The organism is Streptococcus pyogenes, from assembly GCF_002055535.1.
GTDB lineage: Bacteria > Bacillota > Bacilli > Lactobacillales > Streptococcaceae > Streptococcus > Streptococcus pyogenes.
Map to the genome: position 1 here is coordinate 762,884 of NZ_LN831034.1, position 16,428 is coordinate 779,311.

Sequence of the window (16,428 nt, forward strand, 5' to 3'; positions counted from 1 at the left end):
CGAAATGTGATAAAATAAACAAGATTATGTCACTAAAAATAGCTGTTAATAGGCAGAAAAGGACACTTATGAAACACCTTAAAACCCCACCATTGGTCATGTCAGGATTGGCATTAGGAACGTTGTCATTTGGCAATTTGTTGGCTACTTATGTTTCGATTTTTAATTATTTGGGAATTCTGGCAGCTCTTTTTATCTATGGTATCTTGCTTGTTGGCATGGTTAGGAACCTTAACGATACCAAAATGCAGTTACGACAACCTCTAATTGCCTCTGTTTTTCCAACTTTTTTTATGACAGGGATGTTGTTGTCTTCACTCTTTCTCAAAGTGACAGGAGGGTGTTGGTTAGGCTTTCTCACTTGGTGGCTATTCTTTTTGGGAAATCTTGTCCTGATTGCTTATTACCAGTATCGTTTTGTCTTTTCTTTTTCATGGGATAACGTTTTTCCTTCCTGGTCCGTGCTTTTTGTTGGAATTGCAATGGCGGCATTAACAGCACCTGCTAGTAGGCAGTTTTTATTAGGACAGGTGATTTTTTGGGTTTGTCTTCTCTTAACTGCTGTGATTTTACCTTTTATGGCCAAAAAGACTTATGGGATTGGTCTAGGTCAAGCAGTAATGCCCAATATTTCAACGTTTTGTGCCCCTCTGTCCTTACTTTCAGCGTCTTATTTAGCAACCTTTCCTAGACCACAAGTAGGAATGGTTATCTTTCTTCTCGTCAGCTCACAACTGTTATATGCTTTTGTGGTTGTACAGCTTCCTCGCTTACTCAATCGTCCCTTTAACCCAGGTTTTTCAGCTTTTACCTTTCCGTTTGTGATTAGTGCCACTTCCTTAAAAATGACCTTATCTTTTTTAGGTTGGCAAGGTTTAGGTTGGCAGGTTCTTTTGCTAGGAGAGGTATTGTTGGCGACAGCTTTAGTCACTTATGTTTATGGGGCTTACCTGAGATTTCTATTTCAAAATAAGTAAAGCAGCTAACATCTTGGCTCATCAAGAGACAGTTACTACTAACTAGTTATCGAGATTACTAAAAAAGAGGCCGGCACTTTAATGTGCTAGTCTCTTTTAAATTGATCCATTGTCACGTTAGCGAGCTACACGACGACGCGCAGCTTTTTTGCGGTTTTCTTCAATGAAAGCAGCTTTTTCTTCTTCAGGGTCAATGATTGTTTTTTTTACAGCAAAGACAGCACCAGCAACAGTAGCAGCAGTTGCTAGGACGCCAGTAGCAAGACCTTTAACAAATTGATATTTCTTAACCATGATTATTCTCCATTTCTAGTGAAGGACCTCAGTGGTCCTTAATCTTATGTTATAATATATGGTAGCGAAAAATAAGCTAATTTTCAAGTAAAAGGCGTTTTTGGACACGCTTTTCTAATAGAAAGACAAGAAAATGACAAAAATAAAAATAGTTGTGATTGTTGGTCCGACAGCGGTTGGAAAAACAGCACTTGGGATTAGTTTAGCCAAGGCTTTTAATGGAGAAATTATTTCAGGAGATAGCCAGCAAGTTTATCGACAGTTGGATATTGGAACAGCCAAGGCCACTCAAGAAGAGCAAGAAGCAGCGGTTCATCACTTAATTGATATTCGTGAGGTGACGGAGTCTTATTCGGCCTACGATTTTGTTCAAGATGCTCAAAAATCTATTTCAGATATTGTTAGTCGTGGGAAATTACCAATTATTGTAGGTGGAACTGGTCTTTACTTACAAAGTTTACTCGAAGGTTATCATCTAGGAGGTCAAGTTGATCAAGAGGCGGTAAAAGCCTATCGGAATGAGTTGGAGCAATTGGACGATCACGACTTGTATGAACGCTTGCAAGTCAATAACATTACCATTGAGCAGGTGAATCGCAGACGGGCGATCCGAGCCCTTGAATTGGCTCAGTTTGCTGATGAATTAGAGAATGCCGAGACGGCTTATGAGCCGCTTATTATCGGCTTGAATGATGACCGCCAAGTCATCTATGACCGTATCAATCAGCGCGTGAATCGTATGATTGAAAACGGCTTATTGGAAGAAGCAAAATGGTTATATGAGCATTACCCGACTGTTCAGGCTAGTCGTGGCATAGGTTATAAGGAATTATTCCCCTATTTTGTAGGTGAAATGACTTTGGCAGAAGCTAGTGATCAATTAAAACAAAACACGAGACGTTTTGCCAAGCGACAGCTAACTTGGTTCCGCAATCGAATGGCTGTTAGCTTCACTGCCATAACGGCTCCTGATTACCCACAGGTAGTACATGATAGGGTCAGGGATTTTCTTGGTCAGAAAGAGAAGTCATGACGCAAAATTAGCAGAATCTGTTGAAGATATGTTATAATAGAATTTACGGAATTTGGAGGATTGGTAAAGGTGATGATTGAGACAAAGCGTCAGCAAGAAAGAGTGATTCTTTTAGGAGTTGAGCTTCAGACAACAGAACATTTTGACATGTCCATGACAGAATTAGCTAATCTTGCCAAAACAGCTGGTGTCAAAGTTATGGCAAGTTTCAGCCAAAAACGAGAACGTTACGACAGCAAAACCTTTATCGGCTCAGGGAAACTGGATGAGATTAAGGCGATTGTGGAAGCTGATGAGATTGATGCAGTTATTGTGAACAATCGGTTGACTGCTAGGCAAAATGCTAATCTAGAAGCTGTTTTAGAGGTAAAAGTCATTGACCGTATGCAGTTAATCTTAGATATTTTTGCCATGCGTGCCAGAAGCCATGAGGGCAAATTACAAGTACACCTTGCCCAATTGAAATATATGTTACCTCGTTTGGTTGGACAGGGCATCATGTTAAGTCGTCAAGCAGGTGGTATTGGGAGCCGTGGACCAGGTGAAAGCCAACTAGAGTTAAATCGCCGTTCGATTCGTCATCAGATTGCTGATATTGAACGCCAATTAACTCAGGTAGAGAAAAATCGTCAAACAATTAGAGATCGTCGTGTGGGTTCAGATACCTTTAAAATTGGCTTGATTGGCTACACCAATGCTGGCAAGTCAACCATTATGAACTTGTTGACAGATGACAGCCACTATGAAGCCAATGAATTATTTGCTACCTTAGATGCAACTACAAAGCAACTCTATTTAGAAAATCAATTTCAAGCAACCTTAACAGACACCGTAGGCTTTATTCAAGACTTGCCAACGGAATTAGTGGCTGCTTTTAAATCAACCCTAGAAGAAAGCAAATATGTGGATTTGCTGTTACATGTGATTGATGCGAGTGATCCCAATCATAGTGAGCAAGAAAAAGTGGTTTTAAACCTTCTAAAAGAGCTAGACATGCTTAATATTCCGCGTTTAGCTATTTATAACAAGGTGGATATAGCAGAACAATTCACAGCTACTGCTTTTCCAAATATCAGGATTTCAGCCCGTTCAAAGGATAGCAAAATTCTCTTGAGACGTTTAATCATTGACCAAATTCGAGACCAGTTTGTTCCTTTTAGAATCAAAGTGCATCAAGACAAGGCGTACAAGCTATATGATTTGAATCGAGTTGCTCTTTTAGACCACTACACGTTTGACCAAGAAATAGAGGATATTTCGGGCTACATTTCCCCAAAACAGCAATGGAGACTTGACGATTTTTATGAATAATTATATTGATTTAGCAAAAACCTATGGTGGATTTACTAGTCTGGATACCAACTACCTAAACCATCTGTTAGCCAGTTTGACAGACCAGCAAAAACTAGCTTTTATCACACCACCACCAAGTGTTATTAATGCCTACTTTGCTGAAATCTACCAGAAACAGTCACCGCAAGCTGCAACTGATTATTATTTTAATCTTTCTAAGGCTTTGGGGCTTTTTACTGACCAACCATCTTTTGAGGAAGAAAAGCCCTTTGTACGCCTCAATTTGTCTGGAAAAGCTTATGGTTTTGCTTACCAAAATGACCAAGAAGTTGCATTGGTATTTTCTGAAAAAGCAGAGCCTAAGAAACCCGAACTCTTCTTTGAATTAACACAAATTTTCCCACAATATATGGTTTATGAGGACAAAGGCCAGCTTAAAATGCAGGCTAAGCAGTTTGAGCAAGGAGAATGTGAAGACATTACACCTGATGACACACTCTTGTCGAAGATTTACCGTCTGGCAAACGGTATCACCATGCTTAAGGGGTTTAATGTAGAGGAGTTATGGGCTCTTAGCCAAACATTTTCTGGTCAAAAGTATTATGATTTTGCCCAACGAGAATTTATGATTTACATCACCCAATAGAAAGAATAGATTGAATGGAATTACAATTTTTAGGAACTGGAGCTGGTCAACCAGCCAAGCAGCGCAATGTGTCAAGTCTTGCCTTGAAATTACTAGACGAAATCAATGAAGTCTGGATGTTTGATTGCGGTGAAGGAACGCAAAGACAAATTTTAGAAACGACGATTAAGCCACGAAAAATAAGAAAGATTTTCATTACTCATTTGCATGGAGACCACATTTTTGGATTACCAGGATTTTTATCAAGTCGGTCTTTTCAAGCTAGTGAAGAACAGACAGATCTTGATATTTATGGACCAATTGGCATTAAAACTTACGTGTTAACTAGTCTAAAAGTTTCTGGAGCGCGTGTACCTTATCAGATTCATTTTCATGAATTTGATGACAAATCATTAGGTAAAATAATGGAAACAGATAAGTTTGAGGTCTATGCAGAGCGTCTGGCGCATACCATTTTTTGCATGGGTTATCGAGTAGTTCAAAAAGACTTAGAAGGAACCCTAGACGCAGAAGCCTTAAAAGCAGCGGGTGTTCCTTTTGGACCACTCTTTGGCAAAATTAAAAATGGTCAAGACGTTGAGTTGGAAGACGGCCGCCTGATTTGTGCCAAAGATTATATTTCTGCCCCTAAAAAAGGCAAAATCATCACCATTATCGGCGATACGCGCAAAACGTCTGCCAGTGTTAAACTCGCTAAAGATGCAGATGTTTTGGTTCATGAATCCACCTATGGTAAGGGTGACGAGCGGATTGCGAGAAATCACGGGCATTCTACCAACATGCAGGCAGCACAAATCGCTCATGAAGCAGGCGCAAAACGCCTCTTGCTCAATCATGTATCAGCTCGCTTTTTAGGGCGTGATTGTCGCCAGATGGAAAAAGATGCCGCCACTATATTTGAAAATGTTAAAATGGTACAAGATTTAGAGGAAGTGATTATTTAATGGCACAAAGAATCATTGTTATCACGGGAGCTTCTGGAGGACTGGCTCAGGCAATTGTTAAGCAGTTACCCAAGGAAGACAGCTTGATTTTATTAGGACGTAACAAAGAACGCCTAGAACACTGTTATCAGCATATTGACAACAAAGAATGCCTCGAGTTGGATATTACCAATCCAGTAGCCATTGAGAAAATGGTCGCCCAGATTTACCAGCGCTATGGCCGTATTGATGTCTTGATTAATAATGCTGGCTACGGAGCTTTCAAAGGCTTTGAAGAGTTTTCTGCCCAAGAAATAGCTGATATGTTTCAGGTTAACACCCTAGCGAGCATTCACTTTGCTTGCTTGATTGGTCAGAAAATGGCAGAGCAGGGGCAAGGTCACCTTATTAATATTGTGTCCATGGCAGGCTTGATTGCGTCAGCCAAATCGAGCATTTATTCAGCCACCAAGTTTGCCCTTATCGGATTTTCCAATGCCCTTCGCTTAGAATTAGCGGATAAAGGGGTTTACGTGACCACCGTGAATCCAGGTCCCATTGCCACCAAGTTTTTTGACCAAGCTGACCCGTCTGGACATTATTTGGAAAGCGTTGGTAAATTTACTCTCCAACCAAATCAAGTGGCTAAGCGTTTGGTTTCTATTATCGGGAAAAATAAACGAGAATTGAATTTGCCCTTTAGTTTAGCGGTGACCCATCAATTTTACACCCTTTTCCCTAAATTATCTGATTATCTTGCAAGAAAGGTATTTAATTATAAATGATTAAATCCAAATATAGCTGGAAAATAAAAGACAAGAAGCCAGATGATGGCTTCTTTAAGCTAGCAAAGACAAAAGGTCTAACCCAGACCGCCGCTCAGTTGATTTATGATCGAGGGATAAGGACTGAAGAAGCCTTAGATGAGTTTTTAACAGCGGACTTGTCTCAACTGCATGATCCTTACTTGCTACATGACATGGCAAAAGCTGTGCCAAGAATTCGTCAAGCTATTGAAGAGGGCGAACGAATTCTCATTTACGGCGACTATGATGCTGATGGCATGACGTCGGCTTCTATTGTCAAAGAAACCCTAGACATGATGGGAGCAGAGCCTTTGGTTTATCTTCCCAACCGCTTTACAGATGGCTATGGCCCCAACCAGAGCGTCTATAAATATTTTATTGAGCAGGAAGCTGTGTCCCTAATTATCACGGTTGATAATGGCGTGGCCGGACATGAAGCGATTAGATATGCTCAAGAACAGGAAGTTGATGTTATTGTAACTGACCATCATAGCCTGCCTGAAGAATTGCCAGAAGCCTTTGCCATCATTCATCCTGAGCATCCTGATGCTGATTATCCCTTTAAACACTTAGCTGGCTGTGGCGTTGCCTTTAAATTGGCAACAGCTTTGCTAGAAAGTTTACCAACAGACTGTCTAGACTTGGTAGCTATTGGAACCATTGCCGATATGGTAAGCTTGACAGGTGAAAACCGTGTTTTAGTCAAAAATGGTCTGGCCATGCTCAAACACACCGAAAGAGTGGGCTTGCAGGAGTTGATGTCCTTGTCTCCTATTGATTTGGAACATTTTAATGAAGACGCCATTGGCTTTCAGATTGCTCCGCAATTAAATGCTTTAGGGCGCTTAGATGACCCTAATCCAGCCATTGAGCTACTGACGGGCTTTGATGACCAAGAAGCTCAAGCGATTGCCTTGATGATTAAGAAAAAAAATGAAGAGCGTAAGGCCTTAGTCCAAGACATTTTTGATCAAGCGATGGCTATGGTTGATCCTCAAAAACCTGTTCAAGTCTTGGCACAAGCTGGCTGGCATCCTGGTGTTCTTGGGATTGTCGCTGGTCGTATCATGGAAACTATTGGACAAACGGTCGTCGTTTTGACCATTGATAATGGCTTTGCAAAAGGCTCGGCCAGAAGTTTAGAAGCTATTAATATTTTTGAAGCCTTAAATGGCAAGCGTGAGTTATTTACAGCCTTTGGGGGACATGCTGGTGCAGCAGGAATGACCCTGCCCGTTGACAACTTGGAAGCTCTTTCAGACTTTCTTTGTCAGTTTGTGATAGAACGTGGCTTAGATCAGACTGCCAAAAATACGTTAACTATTGATGAAAGACTGTCTTTGGACGACCTTAGCCTTGATATTTTAAAGAGTTTAGATAAATTAGCCCCTTATGGGATGGATCATCAAAAGCCGGTCTTTTATGTCAAGGACATAAGGGTTAGTCAAGCGCGTACCATAGGGCAAGACCAGAGCCATCTTAAATTTAAAGTCAGTCAGGGCAAAGCTTCCTTTGACGTACTGGCTTTTGGTCAAGGAAGTCAACTGCAAGAGTTCCGACAAGCTACTGGTTTAGAATTAGCAGTTACCTTATCTGTCAACCATTGGAATGGGAACACGAGTCTCCAATTCATGTTAGTAGATGCTCGTGTTGACGGAGTGCAACTTCTTGACTTAAGGACAAAAACAGCCAAAGTTCCTGAAGGTATTCCGACTATTGAAGAAGACCCAAATGCCAGAGTCATTCTGATTAATGACATCCCTGAAGATTTCAAAACCTGGCGCAACCAGTTTGTTCACAAGGATTTTGACGCCATCTATTTTAAAAATCAGATGAAACATCCTTATTATTTAACAGGATTTGGCAGCAGAGAGCAGTTTGCCAAGCTCTACAAAACCATCTATCAGTTTCCTGAATTTGATTTACGACATAAATTGACAGAGTTGAGTCACTATTTAAACATAGAAAAACTTTTACTGATTAAGTTGATTCAAATTTTTGAAGAGTTGTCTTTTGTGACGATTGACGATGGGCTGATGACGGTTAACCCCCAAGCGCAAAAACGAGAGATTTCAGAGAGCCACATTTACCAAGACTTAAAAGAATTGGTGAAATTTCAAGAAATCATGGCTTTGGCTAGCCCGAAAGAGATGTATGATTATTTGGTGAAATCAAACGATCAATAAGTAAAGCAGTTGACAGTAGTTATTGAGGTAGTTACGAATGAAGTATCAGATAAACAATAATGTCAGAAGTCTTATTTTACGAAAAATATGTTTCGTGATATAATGAAGAGTATTTTATATTTGGCAATTTGCCACTAGAAAGAATTAACTATGGATTTAACAAATTACATTGCATCGATCAAAGATTACCCTAAAGCTGGTATTACGTTTCGAGATATCTCACCTTTAATGGCTGACGGTAAAGCATATAGCTATGCTATTCGTGAAATAGCACAGTACGCTTGTGATAAAGATATTGATATGGTTGTTGGACCTGAAGCGCGTGGTTTTATCATTGGTTGTCCTGTTGCAGTTGAGTTAGGAATTGGTTTTGCTCCCGTTCGTAAACCAGGAAAACTGCCAAGAGATGTTGTCTCTGCCGATTACGAAAAAGAATATGGTCTTGATACTTTAACTATGCATGCAGATGCTATTAAGCCTGGACAACGTGTTTTGATTGTCGATGATTTACTAGCGACTGGCGGTACAGTAAAAGCAACTATTGAAATGATTGAAAAACTTGGTGGTATTGTAGCTGGTTGTGCCTTCCTTATTGAATTAGAAGGTTTAAATGGACGCCATGCTATTAGGAACTATGACTATAAAGTCTTAATGCAGTTTCCTGGGTAAACACATTAATCAGCATCTGATTAGGGGATTTAAAGTAGTAAAGGCTATAGATTCGATTTTAGCCTTTTGATTGAGGGATTATGAGTTTTTTAGAACATTATAAGTCAGGTAATTTGGTTATCCCAAGTGCCTTGCTTTTTCATTACAAAGATCTTTTTAAGAGCTCAGATGATTTTTTGGTCTGGCAGTTTTTCTATCTTCAAAATACGACAAAGCGAGACGACTTAGCACCCAGTCAAATTGCTCATGCGCTTGGAAAATCAGTTGCTGATATTAATAAAATCATTTCATCTTTGACTAATCAAGGGCTTTTAGATATGCGGACAATTGAACTTACTGGAGAAATTGAAATTATTTTTGATGCGAGTCCTGTGTTAGCCAAGTTAGATCAATTGTTTGTCAGTCAAACGGCAACTGAAATTGACAAACAAGAAACACCAAATCATTTCAAACGATTAGTTGATGAATTTGAACGTGAACTAGGACGATTCTTGAGTCCTTTTGAGTTAGAAGATCTTGAAAAAACGCTTCGTGATGATAAAACAGATCCTGATTTGATACGAGAAGCTTTAAAAGAAGCTGTCTTCAACGGCAAAACAAATTGGAAATATATCCAGGCTATCTTACGTAATTGGCGAAAAGAAGGTATTGTTAATCTTCGACAAGTAGAAGAACGTAGACGTGTTAGAGAAGGCGAAGATCTTTCTCAAGTGACGATATCAGAGGATTTTCTATCTGCGATGAATTTATGGAGTGATTCATGAGAATTGGAAAAGCAAGATTAGCAAAAGTCCTGACCATCATTGGTCAAATGTTTCCTGAGGCTAAGGGAGAGTTAGACTGGGAAACACCTTTTCAATTGTTGATTGCGGTGATTTTATCAGCTCAAACGACAGATAAGGCCGTCAATAAGGTAACTCCTGGACTATGGCAGTCTTATCCAGAAATAGAAGACTTAGCTTTTGCTGAACTTTCTGATGTTGAAAATGCTCTGAGAACGATTGGACTCTATAAAAATAAGGCCAAAAATATCATTAAAACTGCTCAGGCTATTCGTGATGATTTTAAGGGTCAAGTGCCAAAAACCCACAAAGAGCTTGAAAGTTTACCGGGTGTTGGCCGAAAAACAGCCAATGTGGTGCTGGCAGAGGTTTATGGTGTTCCAGCTATTGCGGTTGATACTCATGTGGCTAGAGTCTCAAAGAGGCTCAATATTTCATCGCCAGATGCCGATGTCAAGCAGATTGAAGCAGATTTGATGGCTAAAATTCCAAAGAAAGATTGGATTATTACTCACCATCGATTGATTTTTTTTGGACGCTACCATTGTTTAGCCAAAAAACCAAAATGTGAGATTTGTCCCGTTCAGTCTTACTGCAAGTACTATCAAGATACTTATGGAAAATCGAAAGCCTAGCCTTTGGTTTTCTTTTTTTATGGAGGTAATTTTGCTATAATAGAACCATTACGTTTTAGAAAGAAATCAAGATGGATAGTCAATTATCAAACCGTTTGGCCCAAGTTGCGGCCTATGTTCCAAAAGGTGTCAAATTATTAGATGTTGGCAGTGATCATGCCTACCTTCCCATATTTTTGGTAGAAACTAATCAGATTTCAGCAGCCATTGCTGGCGAAGTGGTTAGGGGTCCCTACGAATCTGCTCTTAAAAATGTCACACAGTCTGGCCTTGCCGAGCATATTCAGGTGCGCTTAGCCAATGGCCTTGCAGCCTTTGAAGAAGCTGATGATGTGACAGCCATTACCATTTGTGGCATGGGTGGCCGTTTGATTGCTGATATTTTAGAGGCAGGTAAGGAAAAATTGCAGGGCATTGAACGTCTGGTTTTACAACCCAACAATCGTGAGGATGATTTACGGGCTTGGTTATCGGTTAACGCTTTTAAAATTGTTGCAGAAACCATCATGGCTGAAAATGACAAATATTATGAAATCATCGTTGCTGAGCATGGTGAAAAGGCCTTATCCGCGACAGAATTGCGTTTTGGTCCATACCTTTCTCAGGAAAAATCAGTCGTTTTTAAAGAGAAGTGGCAACGAGAAATGGATAAGTTAGCTTATGCCTTGTCCTGCATCCCAGAAGAAAAAACTCAAGAGCGTCAGCTTCTCTTGACAAAAATACAACAAATAAAAGAGGTGATTGTTCATGAAAGCTAAAACCCTAATTGATGCCTATGAAGCCTTTTGCCCACTTGATTTATCTATGGAAGGAGACGTTAAAGGTCTTCAAATGGGTTCATTGGATAAAGACATTCGTAAGGTTATGATTACTTTAGATATCCGAGAGTCAACAGTAGCAGAAGCCATCAAAAATGAAGTTGATCTCATTATAACTAAGCATGCTCCCATCTTTAAACCGCTTAAAGATCTGGTTTCATCCCCTCAGCGTGATATCCTTCTAGATTTGGTCAAGCATGACATTTCTGTCTATGTGAGCCATACCAATATTGACATTGTACCAGGTGGGCTAAATGATTGGTTTTGTGACCTGCTAGAAATCAAGGAAGCAACTTACTTGTCTGAAACCAAAGAAGGCTTTGGCATTGGTCGTATTGGAACAGTTAAAGAACAAGCGTTAGAAGAGTTAGCAAGTAAGGTCAAAAGGGTGTTTGATTTAGATACCGTGCGACTTATCCGTTACGATAAGGAAAACCCTTTGATTTCAAAGATTGCTATCTGTGGCGGAAGTGGTGGTGAATTTTATCAGGATGCTGTGCAAAAAGGCGCAGACGTTTATATTACAGGGGATATCTATTACCATACAGCACAGGAGATGCTGACAGAAGGACTATTTGCGGTTGACCCGGGGCATCATATTGAGGTGCTTTTTACGGAGAAATTAAAGGAGAAACTCCAAGGGTGGAAAGAAGAGAACGGTTGGGATGTCAGCATTATTTCAAGCAAAGCCTCGACCAATCCATTTAGCCATTTATAGGCTGTTAAGGTCTTAAAATAAGATAAAAGGATACCAGGAATGAAAATAGCCATTATTGGGGCGGGGATTGTAGGATCAACCGCCGCTTATTATTTACAACAAAGTGGTCAAAAAGAAGTTACCATTTTTGACCATGGTCAAGGACAAGCCACTAAGGCAGCTGCTGGTATTATTAGTCCTTGGTTTTCAAAGCGTCGCAATAAAGTTTGGTACCGCATGGCTCGTTTAGGAGCGGACTTTTATCAGCAATTAATCAATGACCTCAAAGAAGATGGTTTTGCAACAGATTTTTATCAGCAAAATGGCATCTATGTTTTAAAAAAGCAGGAAGAAAAACTAAGAGATCTTTATGAATTAGCGTTAGCAAGAAAGGTAGAATCACCGATTATTGGTGAGTTAGCCATTAAAAATCGTAAAGAACTGGGGAATGATTTTAAAGGATTGATTGGCTTTGATAACTGTCTGTACGCTTCAGGAGCTGCTAGAGTGGAGGGAGCCGCTTTATGTGAGACATTACTCAAGGCTAGTGGTTATCCAGTTATTCGCCAAAAAGTCACTCTGAAACAGCAAGGAAGTGGTTATGAGATTGCTGGTCATTATTTTGATCAGGTCATTCTGGCAGCAGGAGCATGGCTACCTGACTTATTGAGGCCTTTAGGCTATCAGGTTGATGTGCGACCACAAAAGGGACAACTCTTGGATTATGACGTTCATCACATCATCAGCGACACTTATCCAGTTGTTATGCCAGAAGGTGAAATAGATCTTATTCCTTTTAACCAAGGTAAGATTTCTGTTGGTACGAGTCACGAAAATGATAAAGGTTATGATTTGGAGCCTGATTGGCAGGTTTTAGAAAAACTTGAAATGCAAGCTCTTACTTATTTGCCGTTATTAAAAGAAGCTACTCAAAAAACGTGTCGTGTAGGAATAAGAGCTTATACCAGTGATTATTCTCCTTTTTATGGTCAGGTTTCAGGATTGAAGAACCTTTATACAGCTAGTGGTTTAGGGTCATCGGGATTAACAGTTGGACCTTTGATTGGCTATGAATTAGCTCAATTATTGCTAGGACACGAAGGACTTTTGACGCCTAGCGACTATTCTCCTGAGCCTTACCTTTTGCGGTCTACTGGTAAAGCGTGACACTGCTTTCAAAAAATGATAGAATGATAGGGTATATAGAAGAATAGGAGCACTACTATGAAAGGTATTATTCTTGCAGGAGGTTCAGGGACACGCTTGTATCCACTGACCCGTGCCGCATCTAAACAGTTGATGCCCATTTATGACAAACCAATGATTTATTACCCATTGTCAACCTTGATGTTGGCAGGGATTAAAGATGTTTTAATCATTTCAACTCCCCAAGATCTTCCTCGTTTCGAAGAATTGCTAGGAGACGGGTCAGAATTTGGCATTAGCTTATCCTATAAGGAACAACCAAGCCCAGATGGTTTAGCACAAGCTTTCATTATTGGAGAGGAGTTTATCGGTGATGACCGTGTTGCTCTTATTTTAGGAGATAATATTTACCACGGTAATGGCCTCACTAAAATGCTTCAAAAGGCAGCTGCCAAAGAAAAAGGAGCCACCGTTTTTGGTTATCAAGTGAAAGACCCTGAGCGCTTTGGAGTGGTGGAATTTGATGAGAACATGAATGCTATCTCTATCGAAGAAAAACCAGAAGTGCCTAAGTCTCACTTTGCAGTGACTGGACTTTATTTCTATGACAATGACGTGGTAGAGATTGCTAAAAACATTAAACCAAGCGCGCGTGGTGAGTTGGAAATTACAGACGTCAACAAGGCTTACTTGGAACGTGGTGACCTCTCCGTTGAATTGATGGGGCGTGGTTTTGCATGGTTAGACACTGGAACGCATGAAAGTCTACTTGAAGCGGCTCAATATATTGAAACTGTTCAACGCTTGCAAAACGCTCAAGTGGCAAATCTGGAAGAAATTGCCTATCGCATGGGCTATATCAGTAAAGAAGATGTCCATAAATTGGCGCAATCTTTAAAGAAAAACGAATACGGGCAATACTTGCTTCGTTTGATTGGAGAAGCTTAATGACAGAAACTTTTTTTGACAAACCATTGGCTTGCCGAGAAATCAAAGAAATCCCAGGCTTACTAGAGTTTGATATTCCTGTTCGTGGGGATAATCGTGGCTGGTTTAAAGAAAATTTCCAAAAAGAAAAAATGTTGCCAATTGGCTTTCCAGAACGTTTTTTTGAGGAAGGAAAACTACAAAACAACGTTTCTTTTTCACGTCAGCATGTGCTGCGTGGACTTCATGCTGAACCTTGGGATAAATACATCTCAGTTGCTGATGATGGCAAGGTTTTAGGAGCTTGGGTTGATCTTCGTGAGGGAGAGACTTTTGGAAACGTCTACCAGACAGTGATTGATGCTTCAAAAGGAATGTTTGTTCCTAGAGGGGTTGCTAATGGCTTTCAAGTTCTTTCAGAGACTGTCTCTTACAGTTATCTTGTCAATGACTACTGGGCTCTTGACTTGAAACCTAAGTATGCTTTTGTAAACTATGCTGACCCAAGTCTTGGGATTACTTGGGAAAATCTAGCAGCTGCAGAAGTTTCTGAAGCAGATAAAAACCATCCTCTTCTTAGTGATGTCAAACCACTGAAACCAAAAGACCTATAGGGAAACAACATACTCAGATGATTGGGATTAATCATTTGAGGTGGATATGAGGGGAGTTATTCTTCTCTACTTCAGGTAACAAGTAACAACTAAAAATGATGAAAGGAAAGTTCAGTTTCTCTCTTTGAGCTGAACATGGGACTTAAATCTTAGAAAGCGATGTTTTCTTAGGCCTAAAACGTCTTTGTTAGAGTCATTACTTTTAATAGATTTTTTCGGAAACGAAAGGTCCCTTTATATCTTATGTATAAAAATATTATCGTAACTGGTGGAGCTGGTTTCATCGGATCTAACTTTGTGCACTATGTCTACAATAACCACCCAGATGTTCATGTAACTGTCCTTGATAAATTGACATATGCAGGTAACCGTGCTAACATTGAAGCTATTCTTGGTGATCGTGTTGAGTTAGTTGTTGGTGATATCGCTGACGCTGAATTGGTAGATAAATTGGCTGCCAAAACGGATGCTATTGTTCACTATGCGGCTGAGAGCCACAACGATAACTCATTGGAAGATCCAAGTCCATTTATCCATACAAACTTTATCGGAACTTACACTTTGCTTGAAGCAGCTCGTAAATACGATATCCGTTTCCACCACGTGTCAACTGATGAAGTTTATGGAGATCTTCCACTTCGTGAAGACCTTCCAGGACAGGGTGAAGGACCAGGTGAAAAATTCACTGCTGAAACAAAATACAATCCATCATCACCTTACTCATCAACTAAGGCAGCTTCTGACCTTATCGTTAAGGCATGGGTACGTTCCTTCGGTGTGAAAGCGACCATTTCGAACTGTTCAAATAACTATGGACCATACCAACACATCGAAAAATTCATTCCACGTCAAATTACAAATATCTTGGCAGGAATCAAACCAAAACTTTATGGTGAAGGTAAAAACGTCCGTGACTGGATTCATACTAATGATCATTCTACAGGAGTATGGGCTATTTTGACTAAGGGTCGTATCGGTGAAACATACCTTATTGGTGCCGACGGCGAGAAAAACAACAAGGAAGTTCTTGAGCTTATCCTTGAGAAAATGGGTCAACCAAAAGACGCTTATGATCACGTAACTGACCGTGCTGGTCACGATCTTCGTTACGCTATTGATTCTACAAAATTGCGTGAAGAACTCGGCTGGGAACCACAATTTACAAACTTTTCAGAAGGTTTGGAAGAAACTATTAAGTGGTACACAGAAAATGAGACATGGTGGAAAGCAGAAAAAGATGCTGTAGAAGCCAAGTATGCTAAAACTCAAGAAGTGATTAAATAAAACATTAAAGAACCTTGTCATATCAACGATAATTGATATGACAAGGTTCTTTTGATAGTTTAAATTGATGTTTTTCATTGTAGGCTCTTATCTACACTTTTTTAAGGCATCTTTAGAAGGTTTTGAGCGTGACTAAGTATTCACACTTTGACTCATAAAATGATAGCATATTTTCTAGAGATTGGTATAATAGAAACAAAGATGGAAAGGAAAGAGATAGATGACTCAATTAGCAACCATTTGTTACATTGATAATGGCGATTCTTTGCTATTATTACACCGCAATAAAAAAGAAAATGATGTCCACAAAGGCAAGTGGATTTCAGTTGGGGGTAAGCTCGAGGCTGGTGAGACCCCAGATGAGTGTGCCCGTCGTGAGATTTTAGAGGAAACCCATTTGACTGTTACAGAGATGGCCTTTAAAGGAATCATTACTTTTCCAGAATTTACCCCTGGTCATGACTGGTATACCTATGTTTTTAAAGTAACAGGATTTGAAGGAGACCTCATTTCAGATGAAGAGTCACGAGAAGGAACCTTGGAATGGGTACCTTACGATCAAGTGTTGGAAAAGCCAACTTGGGAAGGTGATTATGACATTTTTAAATGGATTTTAGAAGACCGTTCTTTTTTCTCTGCCAAATTTACCTATGACCAAAACAACCAACTCATGGATAAATCTGTGACCTTTTATTGAT

18 protein-coding genes are annotated in these 16,428 nt (G+C 39.9%); 17 read left to right on the forward strand and 1 reads right to left on the reverse strand.

Annotation, left to right across the window (positions count from 1 at the left end; all coding sequences use genetic code 11):
• Window positions 1-68 precede the first annotated feature (68 nt).
• Window positions 69-977, forward strand: coding sequence for a TDT family transporter (locus B6D67_RS04040; RefSeq protein WP_010922189.1), 909 nt, complete (start codon window positions 69-71; stop codon window positions 975-977).
• Window positions 978-1,094: 117 nt separating this feature from the next.
• On the opposite strand, the gene B6D67_RS04045 is transcribed toward B6D67_RS04040, so the two are convergent.
• Complete coding sequence (locus tag B6D67_RS04045; RefSeq protein ID WP_002984898.1) at window positions 1,095-1,271, reverse strand: DUF3042 family protein; 177 nt, start codon at window positions 1,269-1,271, stop codon at window positions 1,095-1,097.
• Between the two features lie 133 nt (window positions 1,272-1,404).
• Between B6D67_RS04045 and miaA the strand changes: the two genes are divergently transcribed.
• From miaA to B6D67_RS04125, 16 genes are all read left to right on the forward strand, one after another.
• Window positions 1,405-2,304 carry a tRNA (adenosine(37)-N6)-dimethylallyltransferase MiaA gene (gene miaA / locus B6D67_RS04050; RefSeq protein ID WP_010922190.1) on the forward strand — a complete coding sequence of 300 codons (900 nt, stop codon included), beginning with the start codon at window positions 1,405-1,407 and terminating at the stop codon, window positions 2,302-2,304.
• A 72-nt stretch (window positions 2,305-2,376) separates the two neighbouring features.
• Window positions 2,377-3,615, forward strand: coding sequence for a GTPase HflX (gene hflX, locus B6D67_RS04055; protein ID WP_010922191.1), 1,239 nt, complete (start codon window positions 2,377-2,379; stop codon window positions 3,613-3,615).
• Window positions 3,608-4,243: a cystathionine beta-lyase gene (locus B6D67_RS04060; RefSeq protein ID WP_002990114.1), complete on the forward strand. Its 636-nt coding sequence runs from the start codon at window positions 3,608-3,610 to the stop codon at window positions 4,241-4,243. Before hflX ends, B6D67_RS04060 begins: the two co-directional genes overlap by 8 nt.
• Before the next feature lie 14 nt (window positions 4,244-4,257).
• The gene (gene rnz / locus B6D67_RS04065; protein WP_002984894.1) at window positions 4,258-5,187 is read left to right on the forward strand and encodes a ribonuclease Z; all 930 of its coding nucleotides are present in this window, start codon (window positions 4,258-4,260) and stop codon (window positions 5,185-5,187) included.
• Window positions 5,187-5,951: an SDR family NAD(P)-dependent oxidoreductase gene (locus B6D67_RS04070; protein ID WP_002984893.1), complete on the forward strand. Its 765-nt coding sequence runs from the start codon at window positions 5,187-5,189 to the stop codon at window positions 5,949-5,951. Before rnz ends, B6D67_RS04070 begins: the two co-directional genes overlap by 1 nt.
• Window positions 5,948-8,158, forward strand: coding sequence for a single-stranded-DNA-specific exonuclease RecJ (gene recJ / locus B6D67_RS04075; protein WP_002990110.1), 2,211 nt, complete (start codon window positions 5,948-5,950; stop codon window positions 8,156-8,158). Before B6D67_RS04070 ends, recJ begins: the two co-directional genes overlap by 4 nt.
• A 150-nt stretch (window positions 8,159-8,308) precedes the next feature.
• Complete coding sequence (locus B6D67_RS04080; RefSeq protein WP_002990109.1) at window positions 8,309-8,827, forward strand: adenine phosphoribosyltransferase; 519 nt, start codon at window positions 8,309-8,311, stop codon at window positions 8,825-8,827.
• 80 nt (window positions 8,828-8,907) lie between these two features.
• Window positions 8,908-9,591 carry a DnaD domain-containing protein gene (locus B6D67_RS04085; protein ID WP_010922192.1) on the forward strand — a complete coding sequence of 228 codons (684 nt, stop codon included), beginning with the start codon at window positions 8,908-8,910 and terminating at the stop codon, window positions 9,589-9,591.
• Window positions 9,588-10,244, forward strand: a complete 657-nt coding sequence (gene nth / locus B6D67_RS04090) for an endonuclease III (protein ID WP_010922193.1) — start codon at window positions 9,588-9,590, stop codon at window positions 10,242-10,244. The genes B6D67_RS04085 and nth overlap by 4 nt, the downstream gene beginning before the upstream one ends.
• A 71-nt stretch (window positions 10,245-10,315) precedes the next feature.
• Entirely contained in the window at window positions 10,316-11,002 is a 687-nt protein-coding gene (locus B6D67_RS04095) for a tRNA (adenine(22)-N(1))-methyltransferase (protein ID WP_002990104.1), read from the forward strand.
• Window positions 10,992-11,780 carry a Nif3-like dinuclear metal center hexameric protein gene (locus B6D67_RS04100; protein WP_002984887.1) on the forward strand — a complete coding sequence of 263 codons (789 nt, stop codon included), beginning with the start codon at window positions 10,992-10,994 and terminating at the stop codon, window positions 11,778-11,780. Before B6D67_RS04095 ends, B6D67_RS04100 begins: the two co-directional genes overlap by 11 nt.
• Window positions 11,781-11,819: 39 nt before the next feature.
• Window positions 11,820-12,926, forward strand: a complete 1,107-nt coding sequence (locus tag B6D67_RS04105; RefSeq protein WP_029713989.1) for an NAD(P)/FAD-dependent oxidoreductase — start codon at window positions 11,820-11,822, stop codon at window positions 12,924-12,926.
• Between the two features lie 57 nt (window positions 12,927-12,983).
• Entirely contained in the window at window positions 12,984-13,853 is an 870-nt protein-coding gene (rfbA, locus tag B6D67_RS04110) for a glucose-1-phosphate thymidylyltransferase RfbA (RefSeq protein WP_010922195.1), read from the forward strand.
• Window positions 13,853-14,446 (forward strand): dTDP-4-dehydrorhamnose 3,5-epimerase family protein, encoded by a 594-nt coding sequence (locus B6D67_RS04115; RefSeq protein WP_002990099.1) that lies wholly within the window; start codon window positions 13,853-13,855, stop codon window positions 14,444-14,446. The genes rfbA and B6D67_RS04115 overlap by 1 nt, the downstream gene beginning before the upstream one ends.
• 243 nt (window positions 14,447-14,689) lie before the next feature.
• The gene (gene rfbB, locus B6D67_RS04120; RefSeq protein WP_010922196.1) at window positions 14,690-15,730 is read left to right on the forward strand and encodes a dTDP-glucose 4,6-dehydratase; all 1,041 of its coding nucleotides are present in this window, start codon (window positions 14,690-14,692) and stop codon (window positions 15,728-15,730) included.
• 220 nt (window positions 15,731-15,950) lie between these two features.
• On the forward strand, window positions 15,951-16,427 hold the full coding sequence (locus B6D67_RS04125) for an NUDIX hydrolase (RefSeq protein ID WP_010922230.1): 477 nt from the start codon (window positions 15,951-15,953) through the stop codon (window positions 16,425-16,427).
• Window position 16,428: the final 1 nt, after the last annotated feature.

What these genes read in the sequence shown, in the direction of transcription:
- nth (WP_010922193.1), top strand. Translation starts at nt 9,588, where the DNA reads ATGAGAATTGGAAAAGCAAGATTAGCAAAAGTCCTGACCATCATTGGT.
- B6D67_RS04060 (WP_002990114.1), top strand. Translation starts at nt 3,608, where the DNA reads ATGAATAATTATATTGATTTAGCAAAAACCTATGGTGGATTTACTAGT.
- miaA (WP_010922190.1), top strand. Translation starts at nt 1,405, where the DNA reads ATGACAAAAATAAAAATAGTTGTGATTGTTGGTCCGACAGCGGTTGGA.
- B6D67_RS04085 (WP_010922192.1), top strand. Translation starts at nt 8,908, where the DNA reads ATGAGTTTTTTAGAACATTATAAGTCAGGTAATTTGGTTATCCCAAGT.
- rfbB (WP_010922196.1), top strand. Translation starts at nt 14,690, where the DNA reads ATGTATAAAAATATTATCGTAACTGGTGGAGCTGGTTTCATCGGATCT.
- rfbA (WP_010922195.1), top strand. Translation starts at nt 12,984, where the DNA reads ATGAAAGGTATTATTCTTGCAGGAGGTTCAGGGACACGCTTGTATCCA.
- B6D67_RS04100 (WP_002984887.1), top strand. Translation starts at nt 10,992, where the DNA reads ATGAAAGCTAAAACCCTAATTGATGCCTATGAAGCCTTTTGCCCACTT.
- B6D67_RS04080 (WP_002990109.1), top strand. Translation starts at nt 8,309, where the DNA reads ATGGATTTAACAAATTACATTGCATCGATCAAAGATTACCCTAAAGCT.
- B6D67_RS04125 (WP_010922230.1), top strand. Translation starts at nt 15,951, where the DNA reads ATGACTCAATTAGCAACCATTTGTTACATTGATAATGGCGATTCTTTG.
- recJ (WP_002990110.1), top strand. Translation starts at nt 5,948, where the DNA reads ATGATTAAATCCAAATATAGCTGGAAAATAAAAGACAAGAAGCCAGAT.
- B6D67_RS04105 (WP_029713989.1), top strand. Translation starts at nt 11,820, where the DNA reads ATGAAAATAGCCATTATTGGGGCGGGGATTGTAGGATCAACCGCCGCT.
- rnz (WP_002984894.1), top strand. Translation starts at nt 4,258, where the DNA reads ATGGAATTACAATTTTTAGGAACTGGAGCTGGTCAACCAGCCAAGCAG.
- B6D67_RS04115 (WP_002990099.1), top strand. Translation starts at nt 13,853, where the DNA reads ATGACAGAAACTTTTTTTGACAAACCATTGGCTTGCCGAGAAATCAAA.
- B6D67_RS04045 (WP_002984898.1), bottom strand. Translation starts at nt 1,271, where the DNA reads ATGGTTAAGAAATATCAATTTGTTAAAGGTCTTGCTACTGGCGTCCTA.
- B6D67_RS04095 (WP_002990104.1), top strand. Translation starts at nt 10,316, where the DNA reads ATGGATAGTCAATTATCAAACCGTTTGGCCCAAGTTGCGGCCTATGTT.
- B6D67_RS04070 (WP_002984893.1), top strand. Translation starts at nt 5,187, where the DNA reads ATGGCACAAAGAATCATTGTTATCACGGGAGCTTCTGGAGGACTGGCT.
- hflX (WP_010922191.1), top strand. Translation starts at nt 2,377, where the DNA reads ATGATTGAGACAAAGCGTCAGCAAGAAAGAGTGATTCTTTTAGGAGTT.
- B6D67_RS04040 (WP_010922189.1), top strand. Translation starts at nt 69, where the DNA reads ATGAAACACCTTAAAACCCCACCATTGGTCATGTCAGGATTGGCATTA.